The organism is Agrobacterium sp. Ap1 (assembly GCF_017313375.1).
In the GTDB taxonomy this organism is placed as follows: domain Bacteria; phylum Pseudomonadota; class Alphaproteobacteria; order Rhizobiales; family Rhizobiaceae; genus Neorhizobium; species Neorhizobium cellulosilyticum.
Window position 1 is genome coordinate 316,719 of the sequence record NZ_JAFLMY010000001.1, and the last position, 25,699, is coordinate 342,417.

The 25,699-nt window shown below is 59.2% G+C and carries 23 protein-coding genes; 9 read left to right on the forward strand and 14 right to left on the reverse strand.

What is annotated here, in order from left to right; genetic code table 11:
* The first annotated feature begins 45 nt into the window (after positions 1-45).
* The 4 genes from JZX87_RS01565 to JZX87_RS01580 are packed head-to-tail and all read left to right on the forward strand — an operon-like array spanning position 46 to position 2,810.
* On the forward strand, positions 46-543 hold the full coding sequence (locus JZX87_RS01565) for a CYTH domain-containing protein (RefSeq protein ID WP_148143335.1): 498 nt from the start codon (positions 46-48) through the stop codon (positions 541-543).
* Positions 518-1,504, forward strand: coding sequence for a CHAD domain-containing protein (locus JZX87_RS01570; RefSeq protein WP_206823169.1), 987 nt, complete (start codon positions 518-520; stop codon positions 1,502-1,504). The genes JZX87_RS01565 and JZX87_RS01570 overlap by 26 nt, the downstream gene beginning before the upstream one ends.
* A 17-nt stretch (positions 1,505-1,521) precedes the next feature.
* Positions 1,522-2,478 (forward strand): oxygen-dependent tRNA uridine(34) hydroxylase TrhO, encoded by a 957-nt coding sequence (gene trhO, locus JZX87_RS01575; RefSeq protein WP_206823172.1) that lies wholly within the window; start codon positions 1,522-1,524, stop codon positions 2,476-2,478.
* A gap of 11 nt (positions 2,479-2,489) precedes the next feature.
* Positions 2,490-2,810 carry a low molecular weight protein tyrosine phosphatase family protein gene (locus tag JZX87_RS01580; RefSeq protein ID WP_206823174.1) on the forward strand — a complete coding sequence of 107 codons (321 nt, stop codon included), beginning with the start codon at positions 2,490-2,492 and terminating at the stop codon, positions 2,808-2,810.
* A 16-nt stretch (positions 2,811-2,826) separates the two neighbouring features.
* Here the strand turns inward: JZX87_RS01580 and JZX87_RS01585 are convergent, their stop codons facing one another.
* The 6 genes from JZX87_RS01585 to JZX87_RS01610 form a co-directional block, all read right to left on the reverse strand.
* Positions 2,827-5,025 carry a bifunctional diguanylate cyclase/phosphodiesterase gene (locus tag JZX87_RS01585; protein ID WP_206823176.1) on the reverse strand — a complete coding sequence of 733 codons (2,199 nt, stop codon included), beginning with the start codon at positions 5,023-5,025 and terminating at the stop codon, positions 2,827-2,829.
* A 149-nt stretch (positions 5,026-5,174) separates the two neighbouring features.
* Positions 5,175-5,951, reverse strand: coding sequence for a MetQ/NlpA family ABC transporter substrate-binding protein (locus JZX87_RS01590; protein ID WP_148143321.1), 777 nt, complete (start codon positions 5,949-5,951; stop codon positions 5,175-5,177).
* A gap of 86 nt (positions 5,952-6,037) precedes the next feature.
* Positions 6,038-6,817 carry a MetQ/NlpA family ABC transporter substrate-binding protein gene (locus JZX87_RS01595; RefSeq protein ID WP_206823178.1) on the reverse strand — a complete coding sequence of 260 codons (780 nt, stop codon included), beginning with the start codon at positions 6,815-6,817 and terminating at the stop codon, positions 6,038-6,040.
* Between the two features lie 21 nt (positions 6,818-6,838).
* A complete protein-coding gene (locus JZX87_RS01600; protein ID WP_183990688.1) occupies positions 6,839-7,507 on the reverse strand; it encodes a methionine ABC transporter permease in 669 nt (222 codons plus the stop codon).
* Entirely contained in the window at positions 7,497-8,531 is a 1,035-nt protein-coding gene (locus tag JZX87_RS01605) for a methionine ABC transporter ATP-binding protein (protein ID WP_286194100.1), read from the reverse strand. Before JZX87_RS01605 ends, JZX87_RS01600 begins: the two co-directional genes overlap by 11 nt.
* Positions 8,532-8,865: 334 nt before the next feature.
* Positions 8,866-10,239 carry a GH1 family beta-glucosidase gene (locus tag JZX87_RS01610; protein WP_206823183.1) on the reverse strand — a complete coding sequence of 458 codons (1,374 nt, stop codon included), beginning with the start codon at positions 10,237-10,239 and terminating at the stop codon, positions 8,866-8,868.
* Positions 10,240-10,691: 452 nt separating this feature from the next.
* On the opposite strand from JZX87_RS01610, the gene JZX87_RS01615 reads away from it, so the two are divergent.
* From JZX87_RS01615 to JZX87_RS01635, 5 genes are all read left to right on the forward strand, one after another.
* A complete protein-coding gene (locus tag JZX87_RS01615; RefSeq protein ID WP_206823185.1) occupies positions 10,692-11,393 on the forward strand; it encodes a gluconate 2-dehydrogenase subunit 3 family protein in 702 nt (233 codons plus the stop codon).
* 5 nt (positions 11,394-11,398) lie between these two features.
* On the forward strand, positions 11,399-13,168 hold the full coding sequence (locus JZX87_RS01620; protein WP_206823186.1) for a GMC family oxidoreductase: 1,770 nt from the start codon (positions 11,399-11,401) through the stop codon (positions 13,166-13,168).
* Between the two features lie 11 nt (positions 13,169-13,179).
* Positions 13,180-14,499, forward strand: coding sequence for a cytochrome c (locus tag JZX87_RS01625; RefSeq protein WP_206823188.1), 1,320 nt, complete (start codon positions 13,180-13,182; stop codon positions 14,497-14,499).
* Positions 14,500-14,746: 247 nt separating this feature from the next.
* Positions 14,747-15,670: an HD-GYP domain-containing protein gene (locus tag JZX87_RS01630; RefSeq protein WP_353654151.1), complete on the forward strand. Its 924-nt coding sequence runs from the start codon at positions 14,747-14,749 to the stop codon at positions 15,668-15,670.
* 97 nt (positions 15,671-15,767) lie between these two features.
* On the forward strand, positions 15,768-16,157 hold the full coding sequence (locus JZX87_RS01635) for a DoxX family protein (protein ID WP_206823193.1): 390 nt from the start codon (positions 15,768-15,770) through the stop codon (positions 16,155-16,157).
* Positions 16,158-16,184: 27 nt separating this feature from the next.
* Here JZX87_RS01635 and JZX87_RS01640 read toward each other — a convergent pair whose 3' ends face one another.
* From JZX87_RS01640 to JZX87_RS01675, 8 genes are all read right to left on the reverse strand, one after another.
* A complete protein-coding gene (locus JZX87_RS01640; protein WP_206823195.1) occupies positions 16,185-17,780 on the reverse strand; it encodes an ABC-F family ATP-binding cassette domain-containing protein in 1,596 nt (531 codons plus the stop codon).
* A 171-nt stretch (positions 17,781-17,951) separates the two neighbouring features.
* Positions 17,952-19,124 carry a Gfo/Idh/MocA family protein gene (locus JZX87_RS01645; RefSeq protein WP_206823198.1) on the reverse strand — a complete coding sequence of 391 codons (1,173 nt, stop codon included), beginning with the start codon at positions 19,122-19,124 and terminating at the stop codon, positions 17,952-17,954.
* Between the two features lie 201 nt (positions 19,125-19,325).
* A complete protein-coding gene (locus tag JZX87_RS01650; protein WP_206823201.1) occupies positions 19,326-20,378 on the reverse strand; it encodes a sugar phosphate isomerase/epimerase family protein in 1,053 nt (350 codons plus the stop codon).
* Positions 20,379-20,457: 79 nt separating this feature from the next.
* A complete protein-coding gene (locus JZX87_RS01655; protein ID WP_183821021.1) occupies positions 20,458-21,423 on the reverse strand; it encodes a substrate-binding domain-containing protein in 966 nt (321 codons plus the stop codon).
* An 82-nt stretch (positions 21,424-21,505) separates the two neighbouring features.
* Positions 21,506-22,507, reverse strand: coding sequence for an ABC transporter permease (locus tag JZX87_RS01660; RefSeq protein ID WP_206823204.1), 1,002 nt, complete (start codon positions 22,505-22,507; stop codon positions 21,506-21,508).
* The gene (locus JZX87_RS01665; protein ID WP_206823205.1) at positions 22,504-24,039 is read right to left on the reverse strand and encodes a sugar ABC transporter ATP-binding protein; all 1,536 of its coding nucleotides are present in this window, start codon (positions 24,037-24,039) and stop codon (positions 22,504-22,506) included. The genes JZX87_RS01660 and JZX87_RS01665 overlap by 4 nt, the downstream gene beginning before the upstream one ends.
* Positions 24,040-24,202: 163 nt before the next feature.
* Positions 24,203-24,544 carry a DUF6665 family protein gene (locus JZX87_RS01670; RefSeq protein WP_206823208.1) on the reverse strand — a complete coding sequence of 114 codons (342 nt, stop codon included), beginning with the start codon at positions 24,542-24,544 and terminating at the stop codon, positions 24,203-24,205.
* A 140-nt stretch (positions 24,545-24,684) separates the two neighbouring features.
* Positions 24,685-25,581, reverse strand: a complete 897-nt coding sequence (locus JZX87_RS01675; RefSeq protein WP_206823210.1) for a LysR family transcriptional regulator — start codon at positions 25,579-25,581, stop codon at positions 24,685-24,687.
* Between the last annotated feature and the right edge of the window lie 118 nt (positions 25,582-25,699).

The following is a 25,699-nucleotide window of genomic DNA, read 5'->3' on the forward strand; positions in this document are numbered from 1 at the left end:
TTTGCACTAGGTTGCTGCCGATGTTCCAAGACAGGTGTAGATGACATGGCGAAGGAAATCGAGCGTAAGTATCTGGTCAGAACCGACGGCTGGCGCTCCGGCGCCTCGTCATCCTCCAGCTTCCTGCAGGCTTACATTTCTTCCGGCAAGGATCGTTCCGTTCGTGTTCGCATCATGGATGGCGAAAGGGCGAAACTGACGATCAAGATCGGCCGCGACCTCTTCGCCCGCGACGAGTTCGAATATGACGTCCCGCTTGCCGATGCCAAGGAAATGGCAGAGCAAGCCCTCGGCGTCGTTCTGGAAAAGACCCGCTACTTCGTTCCTTATGAAGGCTATACTTGGGAGGTGGACGTCTATGCCGGCGCCTATGCCGGTCTGGTCGTGGCAGAGGTCGAGATTGCCAGCGAGAAGGACCGGCCGCCCCTCCCCGACTGGATAGGCAAGGAAATCACCGGTGACCGGCGTTATTCGAACGTCAACATGGCAGTTGAAGACCTGAGCGAGGAACTCGTGCATGGCTTACCGTTTACGGCCGTCTGAACCCTTCACCGCCGAATTCTGTTCCGTCGCCCGGCAGCAGCTTTCGAAAGCGATCAGCTATCTCGAAGATCAGCCCGACGGCCCGCACGAAGCCATTCACGACGCCCGCAAGCGCTTCAAGCGTGTTCGTTCCCTCTACCGGCTCATCCAGCCGGATGCTCCTGATTTCCGCAGGCAGGAGAATGCCAGGATCCGCGATATCGCCCGGCAACTCTCGTCCGTACGCGATGCGACCGCCCTTGTCGAAACCGTAACCTATCTGGCAGACTTCGCGGCCTCTCCCGAAGAAAAAACCGCGCTCGAAACGGCACGAACGACACTCACCGCCCGCAGGGATCGCATCGCTGCGGAAGAACATGACCTTCCCGCCAAGATCGCCTCAGCGATCGAGGGTTGCCGCGAAGCGATCGACGCGCTCGATGCCCTGAACCTTTCAGATACCCCGCGCAAGACGGCAAAGCACCTTGGAAAGGCCTGGAGGAAGCAGCTGGCGAAAGCCCATGCCGCGGTGCGCGAATGCGAGAAGCAGGGTGGCGCCGAAAGCTATCACGAGCTGCGCAAGAGCGGGCAGGCCTATTGGATGCACCTGTCGCTTCTGCGTGAGATCTGGCCCTCTGCGATGCAGGCGAAACAGAACGAATGCAAGACGCTGGTGGATCTTCTGGGCCACGAGCACGATCTCTCGGTCCTGACCGAATTGGCGGACAAGGAGCCCAACCTGTTCGGCAGTGGCGACAGGCTTGCACGCCTGCTCGCGGCAATCATCAATCGCCAGCAGACGCTGCGGCGCGATGCGATGGAGAAGGCTCAAGGCCTGCTGGCAGAGACACCGAAGGAAGAGGCCGCCCTGATCGCACTCCTTTGGGAGAGAGCGGCAGGAACCAGTTCCGGCAAGACCAACAGGAACGCGGCTGAGCCTCGAAAGGTGGAGGAAGAATCCGCGTTGCGTGGCGCGCGATAGCGCTGTATTTGAGCCCCATGACAGACAATCAGATCACATCTCGGTCCCGGGCGACCGACGGAACAACCAATGGCTTCCTCGTTGCGGCGCTGTATCACTTCGCCCGTTTCGAGCGTTTTGAGGATTTTCGTGAGCCGCTTCAGGCTTTCTGTGACGAGAACGGCATCAAGGGTACTTTGCTGATTGCCCGCGAAGGCATCAACGGCACCGTTGCCGGCACCGACGATGCGATCGCCCGCCTGCTCGCCCATCTGCGCGCCCAGCCGGAATTCGCCAATCTGGAGCACAAGGAAAGCCGCGCATCGAAGATGCCTTTCCTGCGCATGAAGGTTCGGCCGAAGAAAGAGATCGTCACCATGGGCGTCGAGGATATCGACCCCAACAAAATCGTCGGCACCTATGTCGATCCGAAGGACTGGAACGCGCTGATTTCCGATCCCGAGACGATCCTGATCGACACGCGCAACGAATACGAAACCGCGATCGGCATCTTCAAGGGTGCCGTCGATCCGAATACGAAGACCTTCCGCGAGTTTCCGGACTGGGTGCGCAACAATACCGGCCTGCACAACAAGCCGAAGATCGCCATGTATTGCACCGGAGGCATCCGCTGCGAAAAGGCGACGGCCTTCATGAAGGAAGAAGGCTTCGAGGAGGTCTATCACTTGAAGGGCGGCATCCTCAAATATCTTGAGGAAGTGCCGGAAGAGGAAAGCCTGTGGGAAGGCGCCTGCTTCGTCTTCGATGAACGCGTCTCGGTCGAGCATGGCCTGAAAGAGGGCAATCACAAGCTTTGCCACGCCTGCCGCAACCCTATCACCGCAGAAGAGATCACCTCTCCTAAATACGAGGAAGGCGTCTCCTGCTCCAACTGCTATGACACGCGCAGCGAAGCCGACCGCCTGCGCTACCGCCAGCGGCAGCACCAGATCGCCCTCGCCAAGAAGCGTGGCGTCAAGCATATCGGCAGCTGAGAGACCGGTCGGTGAAAAACGTGTTGTTCGTCTGCAGCCAGAACAAGCTGCGCAGCCCGACAGCAGAACAGGTCTTCGCCGACTGGCCAGGTGTCGAGACATCTTCGGCGGGGACCAATAACGACGCCGAAAACCCGCTTTCCCACGAACTCGTCGAATGGGCCGACATCATTTTCGTGATGGAGCGCGCCCACCGCGCCAAGCTTCAATCGCGATACCGGGCCGCGCTGAACGGCACACGCATTGTCTGCCTCGACATTCCCGATGACTATCAGTTCATGGATCCAAGGCTCGTGGAGCTTCTCAAAGCCAAGGTTCCGCGGCATCTATGAATGGCGAGGAAGAACCTTACCTCAGCGAAAATATCGCTCTGCGCTCATCGCGCCGGAAAACGCTGTCAATATCGTCAGCCGACATCGGTTGACCGAACAGGTAGCCCTGCAACTGGTCACAGCCGGTCAGCCGCAATTGCAGCACCTGGGCATCTGTCTCAACACCTTCGGCGGTGACTGGGATATCCAGCGAGCGCGCAAGCGCTACCGTCGCATGCAGAAGGTCGACCGCGCTCCGTTCCTGATCGAGTGCATGGATCAGCGATTTGTCGATCTTCATGCGGTCGAAACCGAACTGGCGGAGATAACCGACGCTCGAGAAGCCGGCGCCGAAATCGTCGAGTGCGATATGAACGCCCAGTCGCCGCAGCTCGGCCATCGAGGTTTTCGCCCGGTCGGCATTCTGGATGAAATAGCCTTCGGTCATTTCCAACGTGATGTCTGCGGGGCTAGCTTTGGTCTGGCGAAGTACGTAGGCAACGTTCTGCGGAAACGCAGGGTCGCGGAATTGCCCTGGAGAGATGTTGACCGACAGCTTGAGGCCTGGCCAGCGTTTCACCGTCTCGCAGGCACGATGTAACACAAAGAGACCGAGCTGATCGATCAGGCCGGAGGTTTCGGCGATCGGAATGAAGACATCCGGGGAGACCGCGCCATAGCCCCTGCGGTTCCAGCGGGCCAGCGCCTCCACCCCGACGATCCTGCCATCCTGAGCAGAGACCACCGGCTGATAGACAACGGTCAACTCCTGCCGTTCGATGGCGATCCTGAGGTCAATTTCGAGCCTGTGGCGCTCCTCCCGCTCGGCATCCATGTCCGGCGTGTAATACTCAAAGCGGCTGCGCCCGCTGTCCTTGGCCCGATACATCGCCATGTCCGCGCGCCGGACCAGTTCTCCACCATTAACGCTGCCGCGCTCGGATATCGCGATGCCGATGCTCGTCCCGATCACGGCCACCCGCTCACCGATGGTAAAGGGCTCCTCGAAAAAGCCGAGAATGCGCTCGCATAGCATCGCCGTTTCACGGCCCGGATCGTCCGAAAGAACTGCGATGGCAAACTCGTCTCCGCCGACCCGGGCAAGCACTGCCCCGTCGCCCACGAGGATCCTCAGCCCTGCCGCAACGCTGCGGATCAGCGTGTCGCCGGTACCATGCCCATAGGCATCGTTGACTTCCTTGAACCCGTCGAGATCGAGATAAAGCATAGTCACGCTCTGCCCGCTGCGCGCGCCTTCCTCCACCATGTCATCGAGAGCCATGAAGAACCCCGTACGGTTGAGCAGACCGCTCAGCCTGTCGGTCATCGCAAGACGGCGCGCCGAGGCCTCATCAGCTTTCAGTCGATTGAGAGTATTCGTTCCGGCAACCAGCAGAAGCAGGAAGAAAAGCCCGACCATGGCCACCGCGCTGTAAACCAGTGAGCGGACCTGAAGATAGCTGATGTCCCCCGGCTTGCGCGGCGTCCAGCCAAGCTTTGCCAGAAGCCGACCATGCACGTTGCGAATCTCGACTGCATTGGGCAGCGCCTCATCTGCACCGACGAAATGCAACCCGCCGATGACATAAGTCTCCCCGAGTGCCGCAACCTTCTCGTCATTCAGATGGCGTGCGAAAACCAGATAGCGCCGGTTTTCCGGAGACACGTCGATAGCACCCGACTTCTCGCGGATAAGAGCTACACCGATCGCCGAAACACCCTTGCTGGTAGCGATAAATCCGATCGCCTCCGGCACGCTCTCCGGGCCGGCCGACTGCGCCTTGTCGAAAAGTGTCCAGAGCGATGAATCGAAATAGTCGCCGGGCGCCCAATCGACCGGATGACCATCCTGATAGGCCATCAAAACATTGCGATGGGTGTCCAGCAGCATCGCAACGTCGAAAAGATCGCTGTTGACGGTCATGTCGCCGAAATTACTGACGATCCAGTCCTGCCCGTCCGGCGCATAAACGAAATTCGCCGCATCGTCCCAGGCGGCATAGTCGTTCAGCGTCGCATGAAGCTGATCCTGAAAGGTCCGAACGGCACCGCTGGTGGTCGCACGCGACCGCTGCTCATCGAGATTGTTGGTGTGGTCGGTGATCCGGTTGACAGCTGTGAGAATGAAAACGGTGACGAGAAAAACGACAAGGGCGAAGGCGCCGAGCATCGAAGTCACGGCAGACTTGCGCCCAACGTTCACGGGGCGTCGGAAACGGAATGATAACAGCCCCATAGAACCCCTCTCTAAACCAGAAGTTTATCGCGAGTATTCCTTCAGATACAGTTAAGATTGAAGTGGAAGATACCACGTCAAAAAGAAGCCCCTTACGCATTCTCTCGCGTAAGGGGCTGTAACAGATCAATATTTTGCTTCGCAGCAGATTACCAGGACGGGATCAGCGCACCCTTGTATTCATCGTTGATGAACTTGCGGATGCTTTCGTCGTGATAGGCTTCGACCAGCGTCTTAGCCCAGGGAGCGTCCTTGTCGGCGGAGCGTACTACGATGATGTTGGCGTAGGGTGACTTTTCGCCTTCGATGGCGATCGCATCCTTCTTCGGGTTCAGGCCGGCTTCCATGGCGTAGTTCGTGTTGATGACGGCGGCATCGACGTCATCGAGCGAACGCGGCAGCTGGGCAGCGTCCAATTCGGAGAATTCGATCTTCTTCGGGTTCTCGATAATATCCGAAGGCGTAACCTTGATGCCGGCATCCGGCTTGAACTTGATCAGGCCCTTCGAAGCCAGAACCAGCAGCGCACGGCCGCCATTGGTCGGGTCGTTCGGGATGGCGACGGTGTCGCCGTCCTTCAGTTCGTCGAGGCTCTTCACCTTCTTGGAATAGACGCCCATCGGAGTGGTGATCGTCTTGCCGATGGCAACGAGATCGAACTTGCGGTCGGCGATCTGGTTGTCGAGATAGGGCTGGTGCTGGAACGAGTTGGCCTGGATGTCGCCGTCGTTCAGCGCCTGGTTCGGCACGACATAATCGGAGAACTCGATGATATCGATGTTGAGGCCCTTGGTCTTGGCGACGGCGGCAACCTTTTCCATGATATTGGCGTGTTCACCCGGCGTGACGCCGACCTTGATGTCTTCGGCAAGTGCCGAGCTTGCAGCAGCAAGCGCAAATGCGGCGGCGAGTACGAGCTTCTTCATTGGATGTTTCCTCACGATTTTATTGGGTTTATGGCGTTCCCGGCCTCGTATCTTGGGAGGTGGCCGGAAACGCAATTCGTTGGTGCTTACCAGGTCGGCGTGATCGCGCCCTTGAACTTCTCTTCGATGAAGGCCGACACTTCCGCGCTGTGATAGCTCTCGACGAAGGTCTTCACCCAGTCGGCATCCTTGTCCTTGGCGCGAACGGCGATGACGCCGACATAAGGAGCCTTGGTGCTTTCCTGGAAAATCCCGTCGGTCTTCGGGTTGAGGCCGGCGGCAAGCGCGTAATTGGTGGTGATGGCGGCGAGATCGACGTCATCGAGCGAGCGCGGCAGCTGGGCGGCATCCAGTTCGACGATGTTGAGCTTCTTCGGGTTCTCGCTAATGTCGGCAACCGAGGCCTTCACGCCGATACCGTCCTTGAGCGTGATCAGCTTCTGGTCGGCCAGCAGCAGAAGCGCGCGCGCACCGTTGCTCGGGTCGTTTGGGATGGCAACCGATGCGCCGTCCTTCAGCTCGGACAGAGCCTTGATCTTCTTCGAGTAACCGGCCATCGGGAAGTTGACCGACTTCGCCACGCTCACGAGATCGAGCTTCCGCTCCTTCACCTGGTTGTCCAGATAAGGCTGGTGCTGGAACGAGTTGATGTCGATATCGCCATCCGACAGCGCCTGGTTCGGCACGACATAATCGGAGAACTCAACGACATCGAGTTGAAGTCCCTTCTTGGCGGCGACTTCCTTTACCTTTTCGACGATCTGCGCATGCGGACCGGGCGTCACGCCGACCTTCTTGGTTTCAGCAAGCGCCGCACCGGTGGAGAAGAGAGCGGCAAGAGTGGCCGCAACAATCAGTTTCTTCATTATCTTGTCCCTCTGAAACACTCAGTTCTTGCGGTTACGTTTATCGAAACGACGGGCTAGTGCATCGCCGGCGCTCTGGACGAGCTGGACGAGTACGATCAGCACGACGACAACGGCGAGCATCATTTCCGGCATGAAGCGCTGGTAGCCGTAGCGGATGCCAAGGTCGCCGAGACCGCCGCCGCCAACAGCACCGACCATTGCCGAATAGCCGATAAGGCTGACCATGGTCATGGTGAGTGCCGCCATCAGTGAAGGGCGGGCTTCCGCAAGCAGGACCTTGAAGACGATCTGCGTCGGTGTCGCGCCCATGGCGCGGGCCGCCTCGATCAGCCCCTTGTCGATCTCCCGGATCGCCGCCTCGACGAGACGTGCGAAGAAGGGAATGGTCGCGATCGTCAGCGGCACGATCGCCGCATAGGTACCGATCGACGTGCCTGTAATCAGTCGCGTGAACGGAATGATCGCAACAACGAGAATGATGAAGGGCGTGGAGCGCGCCGCATTGATGATCAGGCCGACGATGCGGTTGATCGTCGGAGCCGGGAACAGCTCACCCCGACCGCTGGTAGCCAGGAAGATGCCGATCGGCAGACCGATCAGCGAACCGATCACTCCGGCGGCGGCAACCATCTGCAGCGTTTGACCAAGTGATTTCAGGATCAGGTTCAGCATCATATCAGGCGACATAACCGAGCACCTCCGTGGAAAGGCCGGTTTCGGCATAGAAGCGATTGGCCCGCTCGATGACGGCGGGGTCGGCGGAATAGGATACGACCAGGGAACCGAAAGGCTTGCCGCCGATCTCCTCGATCCCGCCTGCGAGAATGTTGACGTCGGAACCAAGCTCGGCAACGAGCCGGCCAGTCAGTGGCTGGAAAGCGGTCTCTCCGAAGAAGACAAGCCGCACCAGCGCCCGGTCGCCTGCCGAAGGGGAATGCTTGATACCTGTCCGCAGCCATTCCGGCAGCGCCAGAGACGAAGCGAGCAGTGTCCGCGTCGTATCGTGTTTCGGGCCGGCATAGACGTCGAAGACCCGGCCCGATTCGACGATCAGGCCCTTGTCGATCACCGCAACATCGGTCGCGATCGTCTTCACCACTTCCATCTCGTGGGTGATGAGAAGCACGGTCAGGCCAAGCTCGGCATTGATGCGCTTCAGAAGCTCGAGGATCGACTGGGTCGTTTCCGGGTCGAGTGCCGAAGTGGCTTCATCAGAAAGCAGAAGCTTCGGATCGGTCGCCAGCGCGCGGGCAATGCCAACACGCTGCTTCTGGCCGCCCGAGAGTTCGGAAGGATAGCTGCGGGCCTTGTCGCCGAGACCGACGAGATCGAGCAGCGGCCCGACCTTGGCCTTGATCGTCCTGGCATCGACGCCGGCAATTTCCAGCGGCAGCGCGACATTGTCATAGGCCGTGCGCGACGACAGAAGATTGAAGTGCTGGAAGATCATGCCGATCTGGCGACGCAGATCCCGCAGGCCTGATTCAGGCAGACCGCCGACTTCCGTACCATCAACGATGACCTTGCCGGATGATGGCTTCTCAAGCCCATTGACCAGACGAATAAGCGTCGACTTGCCGGCGCCCGAGCGGCCGATAATGCCGGTGATCGCGCCGTGTGCAACGGTGAAATCGATCCCGTCAAGGGCCGTGAAAGCGGGCTGGCCGCCCGTACCGCCAAAGCGCTTCGTAACGCCCTCGAAGGAAACCATGGGAGTGCCGGAAGACGCCCCCTGGTCTATTCCCTCCGCTCGGACGGACGGCGCGACAGCTGTCGCGGCATGTTGGATGGTCATTTGAAACTCACGAGTTAAGTCAGGTCATTCTTGGCGGCGAGAATACCGCTCGATCACGCGCCCAGACGGCACATTCGATGACAGGTGACTTTCCGGAGCATTTCGATCGGCTTTCTCTTGGAAAAGGCCTAGCAGCCTTGTTGGTGGCAGATCAATGCCCCGGCCCTACCCTAATTCCTAGGGATGGAATTTCAATTATTGGCGAGCGAGCGAAAAACTCTTCCTAAGCCCCTATTACGTCTGGCTTTTATCAAGCCACCCGATGATTTCCGCCGGGAAATTGCGACGCCAGTTCGCGATACCATTTTCCGCTCTTTTTGATCGTCCGTTCCTGGGTTTCGTAATCGACGTAAACGAGGCCGAAGCGCATGCGGTAACCTTCAGCCCATTCGAAATTGTCCATCAGGCTCCAGGCGAAATAACCCTTCACCGGATAACCGTCCGAAACGAGATCCGCCACGACCGAGAGATGTTCGACATAATAATCCAGTCGCGGCTGGTCATTGATCTCGCCCTTCTGCGGCCCCATATTATAGGCAGCGCCGTTCTCGGTCACGTAGCAGTCCGGCAGGTCGTAACGACGGTAAAGATCCTCCACCAGCGACTTCATCGCCGGCGCGTAGATTTCCCAACCGATATCCGTCACCTTCTGGCTGACGAAGGGCGCTCCCTGCGTGGCGGGGTAGATCGCTTCCTGGGCCGAATCGTTGGTCACGCGCATCGGTGTGTAATAGTTGAGCCCCCACCAGTCGAGTTTCTGGCTGATGATCGCAAGATCGCCCTCCTCGATTTTCGGCATCTGGCTGTCGAGCGCCTCGATGAGGGATGCAGGATATTCCCCCTTGAACACCGGGCCGAAAAAGGCCCCGTTATGGAAATCAAAGGCCCGCTCGGCCGCAGCCTTGTCCTCGGGGGTCTCGGAACCGGGAATGACGGAATGGGCGTTGAGCACCAGCCCGACCGGCACGTTCGGCGTCACATGCCGGATCGCTTCGACGGCAAGACCATGTGCAAGATTGGTCGTGTGCATGGCGGCCAGTGCCGCCTCCATGTTGCGCTCGCCCGGCGCGTGCACGCCGTAAAGATGCGAAAGCCATACGGAGCACCACGGCTCGTTGAACGTCGCGACAGCGTCCAGCCGGTCACCAAGCCGGGCCATGACGACCTTAGCGTAACGCTGGAAAGCGTAAGCGGTGGTACGTGCCGTCCAGCCCCCATCTCCCATCAGTGAAAGCGGCAGATCCCAGTGATACAGCGTCGCATAGGTCTTGATACCGCGCGCCTTGCAGCCATCGACCAGCCGATCATAGAAATCCAGACCCTTTTCGTTAATGCGGCCGGTGCCTTCCGGAATGATGCGCGGCCAGGCAATAGAGAACCGATAGGCCTCAACGCCCATTTCCTTGATCAGATCAAGATCTTCTTCCAGGCGATTGTAGTGGTTACAGGCGACATCTCCGTTGTCGCGGTTGAACACCCGCCCCGGCATGTTGGAGAAAGCATCCCAGATCGACGGCTTGCGCCCGTCGACCTTGGTCGCACCTTCGATCTGGAAGGCGGCAGTTGCCACTCCGAAGAGAAAGTCACCGGGGAAACGCGCCGCGAAAATCTTCGGATCGGTCATGAGCAGGCTGTCCTCTTTATGATGGCGCATCGGGCAACGGAAATCAGAACTCGCGTCCTGATGATGCCGACCTCCATAACAGATATTACGGCGCTTTGCAGGGGCAACGATGCCGCGCAAAGGCACCGGCAAAACATCCACAGGTGGCTGCCCGTACCCTCTCAAGCACCGCATAAGTCTGGCGCAACACACGTAAAGATAGATTTTTTGCCGCAAAAATGAGTTACAAATTCCAAAATACAATCAATAAGACGTACAATTTTAGCGATAGATATTCATTTGTAGAAAAACATTCTCAATCCTGGCGAAAATTGGGCGAAATTTAGCCTTTCGATCCTTGAAGCACTCCGTCTGCGGCGATAGAGCGCAGGTGTCATAGTGACGCCCTCCCCGTCTCGGAGGCCTCGCTTGGATTTCAATGGCTGTCCCCCTCAGCCACGAAGGAGTGAACAATGAGAGATATTCCGGGCCTGCCGTCCCGTCGAGGTTTCCTGAAAGCCTCGGCGGCGACCGCTGCTATTGCCGGTATCGCCGTTCCGGCCAAGGCCGAACAGAAACCTGAACCCGTCGCCCTCACAGAATACAAACCGGACTGTCTCAAGCCCAGTGAGTGGGTTTTCGTCATGGCAGCGGTAGCAAGACTTATCCCGTCGGACGGCGATGGCCCCGGCGCGATCGAAACGCGCGTTCCCGTCTTCATCGACAAGCAGCTGGCCGGCGATTACGGCAAGGCTTCCGACTGGTACATGGTCGGCCCCTATCAGCCGGCGGCAAGCCCGCTGCGCGGCTGGCAAACGCCTCTCAGCCCGCTGGAAATCTACCAGCAGGCAATCCCGCTCTTCGACGACTGGTGCAAGACCACCCAAGGCAAGATCTTTGCCGAACTGGATGCTGAAACCCAGGACAAGGCTCTGACCTCGCTCCAGAAGGACGAGATGAAGATCAAGCCGGAACTGCGCGAATTTTTCGGTATCCTCTTGGCCAACACCAAGGAAGGATATTTCTCCGACCCGATGTATGGCGGCAACCATGGCATGGCGGCGTGGAAATATATCGGCTTCCCGGGTGCCCGCGGCTCCTACAAGGAGTGGGTTGGCAAGCATAACGTCAAGTATCCGCTTGGCCCCGTCTCGATCTCCGGCGAAAGGGGCTAACGATCATGGCACGTACAGAGAAGAAAAAAGACGTTGTTCTGGTCGGCTTCGGCTGGACAGGCGCGATCATGGGCATCGAGCTTGCCAATGAAGGCCTAGAGGTTCTGGCGCTGGAACGCGGTCACGATCAGGCGACCGTTCCCGACTTCCAGTATCCGAACATGATCGACGAGCTGAAATACGGCATCCGTTACGGCATGATGGAAAAGCCGGCCAATACGACGGTCACCATCCGCCGTTCGCTGGACGAAGAAGCCCTGCCCTACCGCAGCCTCGGCACCTTCCTGCTCGGCACCGGCGTCGGCGGCGCTGGCACCCACTGGAACGGCCTCAACTGGCGTCCGATGCAGTCGGAATATCGCCTGAAGTCCTACGTGATCGAAAAGTTCGGCGCAGGCGTCATGACGGAAGACATGACGATCCAGGACTACCCGATGACCTATGAAGAGCTCGAGCCGCATTTCGACCGCTTCGAAAAGGTTGCCGGCATTTCCGGTACGGCCGGCAATATCAACGGCAAGATCGTCGAGGGCGGCAACCCGTTCGAGGCACCGCGTTCGGACGAATACCCGATGCCGGCCATGCCTTCGACCTGGGATGGCGTCAAATTCCGCGACGCTGCCAAGGCTGCCGGTTACCATCCGTTCCCGTCGCCGGGCGGCATTGCCTCCAAGGACTACAAGAACGAATACAACATGCAGATGGGCCCGTGTAACCATTGTGGTTTCTGCGAACGTTACGGCTGCTACAACTATTCGAAGTCTTCCCCGCAGACGGCCATCATCGATGCCCTGAAGCGCAAGAAGAATTTTGAATACCGCGTCAATTCGGAAGTTCTGCGTGTCGAGAAGGCCGCCGACGGCAAGACCGTCACCGGCGTCACCTATTTCGACCACAAGACCGGCGAGGAAGTTTTCCAGCCGGCCGATCTGGTCATCCTGACCGCGTTTGCGCTCAACAACGTCCACCTGATGCTCGTTTCGGGTATCGGCCAGCCTTATGACCCCAACACCAACGAAGGTGTCGTCGGTCGGAACTATGCCTACCAGATCACCGGTGGCTACACGCTGTTCTTCAAGGACGAGAACTTCAACCCATTCATCGGCACCGGCGCCAACGGCTTCTGCATCGACGATTTCGGTATCGACAATATCGACTTCGCCAAGGAAGGTTTTGTCGGCGGCGCCTATTGGCGTGCAGGCCAGACCAACGGTCAGCCCGGCCACACGATGCCGCTGCCGGCAGGCACTCCGAGCTGGGGCGCAGGCTGGAAGAAGGGCATCGGCGAATGGTACGGCCATGCGATGAACATCGGCGCCCACGGCTCCGTCATGTCCTATCGCGGTCACTATCTCGACCTCGACCCGACCTATAAGGACCGCCACGGCCGTCCGATGCTGCGCATGACCTATAACTGGCATCCGAATGAAATTCGCCAGACGCAGTTCATGAAGCAGAAGATGGAACCGGTCGCCAAGTCGATGAACCCGACGACGTTGCAGGAAGGTTTCAAGAAGGAAGGCGCCATGTTCGACGTCCGTCCTTACCAGACCACGCACAATACCGGCGGCACTGTCACCGGCGACGATCCGAAGACCTCGGTTCTGAACCGCTACCTGCAGTCCTGGGATTGCCATAACCTGTTCGTCATGGGTGCCAACACCTTCCCGCAGAACACGCAGTACAACCCGACCGGCATGGTCGGTGGCCTCGCCTATTGGGCGGCAGAACATATCCGCAAGGATTACCTGCCGAACCCGCGTCCGCTGGTGTGAGGAGAGAAACAATGAAAAAACTCATTCGCGTTCTCGGCGTCCTCGTCGTTCTGGGTGTTGCTGCCCTTCTCGCCTTCATCTTCGTGCCGGTGCAGCGTACCGGCCCGGTCACCCAGCTCGCTGCAGACTTCAAGCCGGCCAAAGGCCAGGGTGAATATGTCATGCGCGCAGGCGACTGCATGGCCTGTCACACGTCGGAGGGTGGCAAGCCCTTCGCCGGTGGCCGCGCCATCGAAAGCCCGATGGGCACGATCTGGACCACCAACATCACGCCTGACAAGGAAACCGGCATCGGCAACTGGTCGCTCGCGGATTTCCGCGCGGCCCTTTACGATGGCGTGACCCCGAACGGTACGCACCTCTACCCGGCCATGCCGTATGAAAACTATCGCAAGATGTCGGAAGAGGACATTGTCGCCCTCTACGACTACTTCATGCATCAGGTCGAACCGGTCTCCAGCAAGGTCGAGGAAACCAAGCTCGCCTTCCCGTTCAACATGCGCTTCGGCCTGCGAGCCTGGAACTGGCTCGCTGCCAGCTATCCGGCCGGTTTCAAGCCGGTTCAGGGCGCGGACGAGCAGTTCAACCGCGGAAAATATCTCGTGGAAGGTGCTGGCCACTGCGCCGCCTGCCACAGCCCGCGCAACCTGTTCATGGCGCAGGATGGTATCGACGACACGTCGAAGGCCTTCCTCTCCGGTGGCGAGATCGACGGTTACACCGCACCTGACCTTCGCGGTCCGGACAGCGGCCCGCAGAAATGGACCACCGAGCAGACCGCTGCCTATCTCGCGACTGCCCGCAACGCCCATTCCTCGGCAACCGGCGAAATGATGCTGGTCGTGCGCGACTCGCTCCAGTACCTTACGCATGAGGACAACATGGCGATCGCCACCTATCTCAAGAAGATCGGGACCGCGCCGGCAAATGTTTCGGCCGCTTCGGCAAAGCCTGAGGTAACCGAGACGGAAAAGCTGCTGACGGACGCCAAGCCCGACATGCCGCTCGGCCCCCGCCTCTATCTCGACAACTGCGCTGCCTGCCATATCGTCAATGGCAAGGGCGCCGGCGAGACCTTCCCGGAACTGGACGGCAACTCGCTCGTCACGGCAAAATCGCCCAAGGGCCTGATCAGCGTCATCCTTCACGGCGCGGAATTGCCTTCAACGGCTGACCGCCCGATGAAGCTGCGCATGCAGGGCTACGACAACCGCCTGTCCGACGAAGAGGTCGCAACGCTTGCCACCTTCCTGCGACAAGGCTGGCACAACAAGGCACCAAGCGTTTCGGCGGCCGAGGTCAAGGCTGTTCGCGACGCGGCAACGCACTGATTGCATCCGGCTCCGCCATCTTAAGGTGGCGGAGCTACTCACCTCGCGTCAGGCAACTGTTTCCCATCACAGCGACGAGAGAAAGCATCTGAAGTGAAGGATTCGGATTCACCCACGACGAAACCGCAACCTCCGCTAATAAACTCTTCACCAACAGACAAAAATAAAGCTGCGGCATCACCCAAATAGGTGATTTATTCATTCTCGATAGCGCCAAATATCCTCACAATTCGAGGAATTGAGTGGCGTGATACTTCGATTACCGAAAAATCTTGTCCAGCCCGGCCTTTTTATAGAATCGGTCGAATGCCCGAGCAGTGAGTTCTCCCGGCGGCGGTTCATGCTCGACTCCGAAGAGGATATGAAGGCGATCCTCCACTCCTCCGCTACAGACATCCTTGTCAGTCGCCAGAAAAGCCGTATCGACGCAACAGCTCTCCTCGAACGCGCGCCGCCGCGTTACGCGAAACTTGCCTCACTCGACAAGCCAACGGCAACCCATACCGACAGGGCGGTAGACTACGCCATGACCACCATGCGCCAAGGCGTGACGGACATGGTCTCCGGCAGGGTCGACATGGAGCAGATCACCCAATCGGCTGCCTTGGCTCGCCGGGCCGTCGAAGCCGCCCCCGACCTCTTCATGCAGGTCACACGCTTGAAAACCAAGGACAAGGGAACCTATCTACATTCGGTCTCCGTTGCCGGCCTGATGGCGCAGATGGCGGTCCTGCTGGAATTCGACGAAGCCCTGGTCGACGAGATCGGCCGAGCCGGCATTTTGCACGATTTGGGCAAGCTGCTTATCCCCAATGCTATTCTCAATAAGCCGGGCGAACTGAACGCTGCCGAAAAGCGTGTGATCCGCAACCATCCCGAAATCGGATATCGCCACATGAAGAAGCTCGGCGGCGTGTCGGATCTCATCCTCGATGTCTGCCGCCTGCATCACGAGACACTGGATGGGAGCGGTTATCCGCTTGGCCTGAAGGCCGAACAGATCAGCACCGCTGTTCGCATCTGCACCGTCTGCGATGTCTTCGACGCGCTGACTACCGTACGCCCCTACAAGAAGGCTTGGTCAACGACAGAAGCCCTGACCTGGATGTACGACAAATCCAATCTCTTCGATCGTAAGCTCGTTCTGCGACTGGGTTCAATGTTTCGTTGAGATTTCCGACTGATCACGACGATTTCAACCGAGTTGTGTTGCGCTGCAATATTTGGCGAAGGATGAAGCGTTCCATTGGAATCAAATGGAAACACCCATGTTGCAAAACCTCGACCGCTCCCAGCCGTATTTCCTGAGCCTGCTCCGTGCCATTTCGGCATTGGTCCTGTTCAGCTACGGCACCCAGAAGATCCTGCATTTCCCGGCTGCCCAGAGCGTGCCGCCGGTAGGTTCGATGTCCTGGATCGCCGGCATGCTGGAACTGGTGCTCGGCTTATGCGTACTCATCGGCTTCAAGACGCGTTATGCAGCCTTCGTCCTTTCCGGCCTGATGGCCTTCGCCTATTTCATCGGCCATTTTCCGCGCGGCATCTATCCGGCGCAAAACGGCGGCGTAGCGGCCATCCTGTTCTGCTTCATCTTCCTCTATATCTTCGCCGCCGGTCCCGGCCCGGTCAGCGTCGATGCCAAGATGAAGAGCAAGTAAGAACGTCGAAAAGGCTGAGGCACCCCCTCAGCCTTTTGTTCGCGCAGGCAATTCCAGCCTGCACGTGATGCCGATCGCATCCAGAAACACCTCGTCATGACTGATGACCAGAAGCGCTCCGTCATAAGCCGAAAGTCCGCGCTCCACCGTCGCGATGGAATCGAGATCCAGATGATTGGTCGGCTCATCCAGAATGAGCAATGGCGGAGGATTTTTCCCGCCGAGCACGCATGCTAGCCCCGCCCTCAGCATCTGGCCACCGCTCAACGTTGAGACCACCTGCAATGCCGCGTCCGCCCGAAACATGAAGCGGGCCAAAGCCGCCCTGCAAGTATTCTCGTCGGCATCCGGATTAAGGCGACGAAAATTGTCCCGGATCTTCGTTCCCGCATCGAGCAGGCTGACAGTCTGATCAAGCAATGCATAATCCGTGAAGATGGACACGGTGCCCTCGGATGGCGCGATCGCACCCGTTATTGCCCGGATCAGCGTCGTCTTGCCTGAACCGTTGGAACCGACAATGGCGACCCGTTCCGGCCCGACCAGATCGAAAGAAATGTCCGACAGAACGGGTGCCCCTTCGCCATAGCCGACGCTCACATGATCGAGCCGCAACACGGTCTTGGCCACGGGAAGCCCGGTCGAAGCGATATGCGCCGAAAACGGCTGCAGGATCTCGATCCTCTGCCGCGCTTCCGTTATCGCTTCCGATGCCCGCTGCTTGCGCCGCGCCGCCAGCCGGGCATTCTCGCCGCTGGTGACCTCGCTTTGCATCTTCAATCCGCCAGCCACGATGCGCGGCATGTCGCCTCGATCAGCCTTGCGCTTGCCGGCACGATCCCCGCGCGCCTTGCGTTCCGCCTGAACCTGGGCAGTGCGGGCGATCTCGTCGAACGTCTTTTCCGCATCCGCCAGATCCTGTTCGGCTGCCGCCAGTTCCAGCGCCTTGCGCTCCCGAAACCGGCTCCAGTTGCCTCCATACCGCCTGGCGCCAAGCGTCGTCAGTTCGATGATCGCATCCATGCCGTCGAGAAGCTCACGGTCATGGCTGACCACGATCGCCCCGGCCCTCCAGCGCGACAGAAGATCGATAACGGCATTACGCCCGTCCCTGTCGAGATTGTTGGTCAGCTCGTCCAGCAGCAGAAAATCCGGCTTGTGAAAAATGAGCGCGGCAAGTCCCGCCCGAGTGCGCTGCCCACCGGAAAGGGATGAAAGATGAGTCTCCGGCCTCACATCGAGACCGGCACCGGAAAGTGCGGAGGCAATACGTTCCTCGACGAACCAATCGACGATACCTATCTCCTCGATAGTTGCGTCACCGGCAACCGCCCTTTTCAGCAGCGCAAGATCGGCAGTTGCGTCGAAGAGAGCCGCGATCGTCTGGTCATCATCGAGCTGCACGCTCTGGCGCATCATGCCGATGCTGCCATGAACGGAAATAGAGCCGGTCTGCGGCTGAATCTGCCCGGCGATGAGCTTCAGGATAGTCGTTTTGCCGACGCCATTGCGGCCGACAAGCCCGGCGCGTTCAGCCGAAAAGCTCAGATCGATATTGGAGAAAAGATTGCGGCCGTCAGGCGTGGACCACGTAAGATTGGAAAGTGTGATGGAAGCAGGCATGGATATGATTTCCCTGGATTGCAAGGCAAAGCGGCGTTGCGATCGAGATGAAATCCATTGCGGCACACATCCTGTTGGTATTGCTGACGATCAGTCATCTATCGGCTGAAACCGACCAAAGCAAGGCGAATGGCAGAACCGGTAAGTCCTGCCATCCGAGTCCGAGCACAATCAGAGCTTGACCCAAGCGCCGTTCCGTTTCGAAGACGCAACGCAGGCCTCAACGAAAGTGACACCCTTCACACCGTCATCCACGGTCGGATAGATCACCGCCTTGTCGAGCTTCGTACCCTTCTTCTTCGCATGGATGGCACGCGCGGCCTCCGTGTAGATCGTTGCGAAAGCTTCCAGATAGCCTTCGGGATGACCCGACGGGATGCGCGAGACGCGCCCCGCCGCGGCCCCTGCTCCCGCGCCATTGCGGGTGATCAACCGTTTCTGGTCACCGAATGGCGTGAACCAGAGATAATTCGGGTTCTCCTGCGCCCATTCCAGCCCACCCTTTTCGCCATAGACGCGCAGCTTCAGCCCGTTCTCGTTGCCTGGCGCCACCTGGCTGCACCAGAGCATGCCCTTCGCGCCTTCGGCAAAACGCAGCATCACATGGGCATTGTCATCCAATCTCCGGCCCGGCACGAAACTGTCGAGATCAGCCGCAAGGCTCTCCAGGGTCAGTCCGGTAACGAAGGATGCAAGGTTATAGGCATGCGTGCCGATATCGCCGGTCGAGCCGCCGGCACCCGACTGCGCCGGATCGGTGCGCCACACCGCCTGTTTTGCACCGGTCTGTTCGGCAGCCTCGGTCAGCCAATCCTGCGCATATTCGACCTGCACCACGCGCAGCTTGCCGAGATCGCCATTGGCGATCATCTCGCGCGCCTGCCGCACCATCGGATAACCGGTATAGTTATGCGTCAGGATGAACAGCGCATCGCTTTCGTCGGCAAGCTTCTTCAGCTTCTTGGCGTCAGCCAGATTGGAGGTCAGCGGCTTGTCGCAGATGACATGAATGCCGCGCTTCAGAAACTCGCGGGCAGCTTCGAAATGCACATGGTTGGGCGTGACGATCGACACCACCTCGATGCCGTCCTTCAACCGCGCTTCACGGATCGCCATATCCTTGTAGGAACCATAGGTGCGCGACGCATCGAGCCCGAGTTCCCGCCCCGAGACCAACGCCTTTTCCGGCGTCGACGACAACGCTCCCGCGACGAGCTCGAACTGATCATCCAGCCGCGCCGCCATGCGATGCACGGCACCGATAAAGGCGCCCGAACCACCGCCCACCATGCCGAGCCGGATCCGCGGCTCGCGGGTATCTTCCTGTTTTCCTTCGATTGCCATGAAATCTCTCCTTGAAATGTTCTGCGGAGCTGCCCCTCATCCGCCTGCCGGCACCTTCTCCCCGCTAGCGGGGAGAAGGACACAAGCCGCAATCTCTCCGTCCCAATCGAGGCACGTTCCCTCTCCCCGTAATGACGGGGAGAGGGTTAGGGTGAGGGGCAAACCACAAGCCACAACTTCTGTGTGAAGGCCAACCGGCCCCTAAAGCCCCAACATCCGCCTGTTGGCCGCCTCGTCCGTACCGCCCGCGGCAAAATCGTCAAACGCGTATTCGGTCACGCGGATGATATGCGCCTTGACGAATTCGGCCCCTTCCCGCGCTCCATCTTCCGGATGTTTCAGCGCGCATTCCCACTCGACCACGGCCCAGCCATCGAAATCGTTGGCCGCCATTTTCGAGAAGATTGCGCCAAAATCCACCTGCCCGTCACCCGGCGAGCGGAAGCGGCCGGCGCGGTTCACCCAGCTCTGGAAACCGCCATAAACGCCCTGCCGTCCGGTCGGATTGAATTCCGCGTCCTTGACGTGGAACATCTTGATCCGGTCCTTGTAGATGTCGATGTTGTCGAGATAATCGAGGCACTGCAGCACATAATGCGATGGGTCGTAGAGCATGTTGGCGCGCGGATGGTTTTTCACGCGTTCCAGGAACATCTCGAAGGTAATGCCGTCATGCAGATCTTCGCTCGGATGGATCTCGTAGCAAACATCGACGCCATTTTCGTCGGCATGGTTCAAAATCGGTGTCCAGCGTTTCGCCAGTTCGTCGAAGGCAGTCTCCACCAGACCGGCCGGACGCTGCGGAAACGGATAGAGATACGGCCAGACAAGCGCGCCTGAGAAGGTCGCATGCGCCTTGATGCCGAGATGTTTCGAAGCGGTGATCGCCATCTTCACCTGTTCGACCGCCCATTCCTGACGAGCCTTGGGATTGCCGCGCACTTCCGGCGCTGCAAAACCGTCGAACACCTCGTCATAGGCGGGATGCACGGCTACCAACTGACCCTGAAGATGGGTGGAGAGTTCGGTGATCTCGACACCGTTTTCCCGCGCCTTGCCGGCCAGTTCGTCGCAATAATCCTTGGAGGTCGAAGCTTTTTTCAAGTCGATCAGCTGGCTCGCCCAGGTCGGCACCTGCACGCCGACATAGCCCTTCTCCGCCGCCCATTTGGTAATCCCGTCCCAGGTATTGAACGGCGCCGCATCACCCGCGAACTGCCCGAGAAAAATGCCGGGTCCCTTGATCGTCTTCATCAAAAATTCCTCCGCTTATACAATTCAGAACATGGTACGAGCGCGCAGGCTGACAACCGTGCGCGCTCGAAAAGGCCTATCAGAACGGCGAGTCAGGGAAGTAAAAGCTCTCCGCGTTGTCCTTGGTGATCAGCGTGGCATCGAGGATGTAATTGCCGCTGACCGGAACCTGGTCATAGAAATTGCCGGCCGTGAGTTCCATAGCGGTCGCCACCATGGCCGGTGGATAGAGCACGTTGACCGGCATCATCTTGTCGCCATCCATGACCTTCTTGATCATGTCCTTCGAACCGGCGCCGCCGATGACATATTTGATGTCTGTACGCTTCGCCTGCTCGATGGCTTCCAGCACGCCGACAGCCATGTCGTCATCCTGGCACCAGACCACGTCGATCTTCGGGTATTTGGTGAGATAGTCCTGCATCACGCGGAATGCGTCGTCGCGGCTCCAGTTGCCATACTGGCGGTCGAGAACCTTCACCTTCGAGCCTTCGATCCCCTTGTCGAAACCGTCCTGGCGCTGCTGGTCGATCGGGATCGGCAGGCCGCGGATGATGACGACTTCGGCCTCCGGCGTCGTCTTGGCGATATACTGACCGGCGACTTCGCCGAGTGCAGGGTTGTTACCGGCCACATAGAGATCGCGGATCGTGTTGTCGTTGACGGAAGGCGCGCGGTCGACCAGCGCCACGAACTTGCCGTCGTCCTTCACCTGCTGGATGGCCGATACGAGCTGATCCGGATCGGTCGGCAGGATGACCAGTGCATCAATGCCCTGCACCGCCAGATCCTGCACTGCATTCGCCTGGCTTGCCGGATCGGCCGAAGTCTTCACGATGACATTCAAGCCCTTGTGCTCGGCCATCAGAAGCTTGGCGACACGTTCGGCATGGAACACCACGCCGGCAGTCCAGCCATGGTCAGCCGCTGGAATGGAAACGCCGATCGTCACCTTCTTTGCCTCCTGGGCAAAAGTCGTCGCCGGCACTGCCACGGCAAATGCCGTCAGCGCCGCTGCGGCATAGCCCAATAATCTCTTGTGCATGTTCTCTCTCCCAAGGTTATGCGGGGTGATCTCCTCCTGACCGGACCTACCCCAGATGGCCCGGCCTATTGCGAATGCCTCCTCACTTCCGCATCAGCGACCGCTGCACCAGCATGGCGATGATGATGATCGCCCCCTGGATTGCGCCGATCAGATATTCGCTGACGAAGTTGGAAAGCAGCATGATATTGCCGACGATCTCGAGGATGAACGCCCCGCAGACCGTGCCCCAGATCCGCCCGACACCACCCCTCAATGCCGTGCCGCCAACAACAACCGCCGTGATTGCCTGCAGTTCCCAAAGAATGCCCGTCGTTGCCGAAGTCGAGCCGAGGCGCGGCACATAGATGATCACCGCAACCGCGACGCAAAGCCCCTGCACGATATAGGCAATGGTGCGCACCTTCTGCACCGATATGCCCGAATACCGTGCCACTTCCTCGTTCGAGCCGACGGCGATCAGGTGCCGGCCGTAACGAGTGCGATAAAGCACGAAGGCGGCCAGTGCTGCGGTGGCGAAGATGACGATGATCGGGATCGGAACACCGAAGACATCACCGAAATAAACCGGACGATAAAGCTGCTGCAGCTCGCGGTCCCGCACCGTGATCGAACCGCCCTGGCTGAGCCATGTCGTCAGGCCTCGATAGATGCCCATGGTTCCGAGCGTGGCAATGAAAGGCTCGATCTTGCCGACGGTCGTGATTAGCCCGTTCGCCAGCCCGCAGGCGGCTCCAAGACCAAGCGCCACCAGCATCGCGGCAACCAGCATCAGCATCGGGTCACCGATCGCACCGGTATTCATGAACAGGATCATCAGGCTCGCCACGAAAGCGACCATGGCCCCGACGGAAAGGTCGAGCCCGCCGGATGAGATCACATAGGTCGCACCGAGCGCGATGATCGCAATGAAGGCGCTGCGGGTGATGACATTGGTCAGGTTGGCAACGGAAACGAAATTCGGATTGGCGAAATATCCGAGCACCAGAAGCAGGGCGAGCGCCACGAATGGTGCAATCGCCGCCATATCCCAATCCCGCGATGTCTTCGGCACCTTGGCCTTATCTGTTGTCGCCGCGCTCATGCCACCGCTCCTGCATTCACGCCCGTGGCTAGCTGAACGATCTCGTTTTCGGTCATGTTCTCTCCCTGAACCTCGCCGACGATCCTCCCCGTCCGCATCACCAGAATGCGATCGCAGATGCCGATCAGTTCGGGCATCTCGGAGGAAACGACGATGATCGACCGCCCCTCTTCGGCCAAGGCCGCGATGAATTTGTAGATCTGTTCCTTGTTGCCGATATCGATGCCGCGGGTCGGTTCGTCGATGATGACGACCTGCGGGTCGAGCATCATCATCTTGGCAAGCAGGAGTTTTTGCTGGTTGCCGCCGGAAAGCTGTCCGGCAAGGATGTTTTTCGTCCCCGTCCGGATATCGAAATCCCTGATCGCGTTGTCGAGCGCTTCGGCCTCACGCTTCCTGTCGATCTGCAGGCCGCGAATGAATTTTCCGAGCGAGGCAAGCGTCAGGTTGACCCGAAGATCCTTGGTCAGCAGCAATCCCTTGCCCTTCCGGTCCTCGGAAAGATAGGCGACGCCGGCTTTCAGGCTCGAATGCACGTCAGTGAATGAGACCGTATGCCCATTCAGCACCACCTTGCCCTTGGCCGGGCGCAATCCGACCAACCCTTCCATCAGCTCCGTCCGCCCAGCGCCGATCAACCCGGCGAAACCGAGGATCTCGCCTTTACGAAGTGTGAAACCGGCATCGCGCGCAAAACCCGGAACGTCGAACCCTTCGACCTCGAGCACCGCCTGACGCACCTCTGCCGCATGCCGGTCGGGATAAAGCTTCGCAACATCGCGCCCCACCATCAGCCGTGCCATGTCCGCCGGCTGAAGTTCCGCGGCATCATGTGAACCGACAAGCCTCCCGTCACGCAGAACGGTAACACGGTCGGCAATCTCCTTCACCTCCGGCAGGCGATGCGAAATGTAGAGCACGCCGACACCCTTGGCGCGGATATCACGGATGACCTTCAGCAAGGCCTCGGTCTCATGCGGCGTCAGGGATGCGGTCGGTTCGTCGAAGATGACGATCCGGTGCGGCACCAGCAGTACGCGGGCGATCTGCACCAGCTGGCGTTGAGCGATGGAAAGCCGAGAGACGATCGTATCCGGGTCGATATAGCCACCGAGATCGACGATCGCCTGCCGTGCACCGGAACGCATAGCCTGATCGTCGACGACCAGCCCCTTCCTCAGCTCACGACCGAGATAGATATTTTGCGCCACCGTCAGGTCGGGCGCGAGCAATATCTCCTGATGCACCAGCACGATACCGTGGTTTTCCGCATCCACCGGACCGGAGAAACTCACCGGAGTTCCATCGATATTGATCTCGCCGCGCGTCGGCTGATGGTTGCCGGCAAGGATCTTCATCAATGTGGATTTGCCGGCACCGTTCTCGCCGATGATCGCATGAACCTCGCCGGCGCGAACGGTCAGCGAAATATCCTTCAAGACCTCGATGATCCCGAACGTCTTCGACAGGCCGCTTGCTTCGAGCAGCGGCGAACTGGTGGATGAATCAGCGGTTGCGGGGGATATTGTCATCCACCCGACCTCAAATTCACGAGCGTCGTGAAACGGTCGCCATGCGACACGCCCCCAACGCCTGCCTCCTCGCAAGCGATGTGGTGCACCTGAAATCCTCCCTGTATTTCAGGCTATCCAAAGATATGAGGTACGTAAAGCAGAATTGAACGTCAACTCTGCGTCATGATGCCGAACGTCTGAAGGTCCCGACCTTGGCCATCACCTCGCCGGGGATCTGATAATCCTTCGCGACATCGGGACCATTGCTCAGGCCACACAATTCCCGCTGGACAAAAAGCCCCCAGACGGCTTCGGCAGCGTCCTGCACCAGATCAAGGCGCTTTGCCTCAGCCTTGCCAGCAGAATCAGCATCCCATTTACGAAGCTTTTCAAGGTTGGCTTCTACCTGCCGTCCGTTTCGTCCAAGTGCGCTCGCACGCTCCTCGGCAATCTCGTATTCCAGGGCGCTCAATCCGCTCTGAAGCGACGGCGAACCGAAGAATTGCGGTGCACGAACTGACATGAAGATCTCCTTATGTTTGCCGCAAGGTTCTAGCCGACCAATTGGCTCCCCGATAATGCGCCATGTCAAAACGCTGTCCGAGCCAAACTTCAACTCTGCGTTATGAAAATTTGAACGCGAAAGTTGCGCGCCATCCCTGCTCAAGCTGCCTTGATGAAATCGATAAAAACTCTGAGCGGCGCCGGCACCAGCCGGCGACCGGGATAATAGAGAAATGGCCCCGAAAATTCCGGCCACCATTCTTCCAGCACCGGCTCCAGCGCCCCGCTGTCGATATGCGGGCGCAGCCAATCCTCGAACAGCGTCACGATACCCGCCCCTGCCTTGGCGCAATCGACCGCAAGATCGACGCCGCCGCCCGTCTGTACGATCAGCGCGGCAGGCGGATCGATCAACACCGTCTCGCCGTCCCGCTCGAATTCCCAATCCGGCATGGAACCGCTGGCGAAACGATTGCGGATACAGGCATGCTGCATCAGATCGCGCGGATGCGCGGGCCGACCGCGCCGGTCGAGATAATCCTTCGAGGCAACCGCGGCAAAACGCTGGGTGCGTGGGCCAATCGGCACCGCGATCATGTCCTGCGCCAGCCGCTCGTCATAACGGATACCGGCATCGCAGCCCGCAGCGATCACGTCGACAAAACTGTCCTCGATCATCAGTTCCAGCCGAATGTCCGGATAGGCCGCCAGAAATCGCGGTACGATCAACGGCAAGACCAGCCGCGCCGCACTGACCGGCACGTTCAGCTTCAGCACACCCGCAGGCCGCTCGCGAAACCCGTTGACGACATCGAGCGCCGCTTCCATTTCCGCCAGCGCCGGCGCCAGCCGGTCGATGAGACCCTGCCCCGCCTCCGTCGTCGCCACGCTACGCGTCGTCCGATTGAGCAGCCGCACGCCAAGCTGGGTTTCCAGCCTCCGCACGGCATCGCTCAATCCCGATGCGCTGCCGCCGCTGATACGCGCACCCTCGCGAAATCCACCGGCCCGCGCCACGGTAAGAAAGGCCTGCAAATCGCTGATTTCCACGCCCATGGAGCTTTCATCCAATTGTCCGTTTCAGCGTACAGACTATCCGAATTGTTCAGACTTATAAAGGGAACGCAGCGGCGCTATTTCCATTTCGCCGAAGATCACGAACAACTGGCGATCA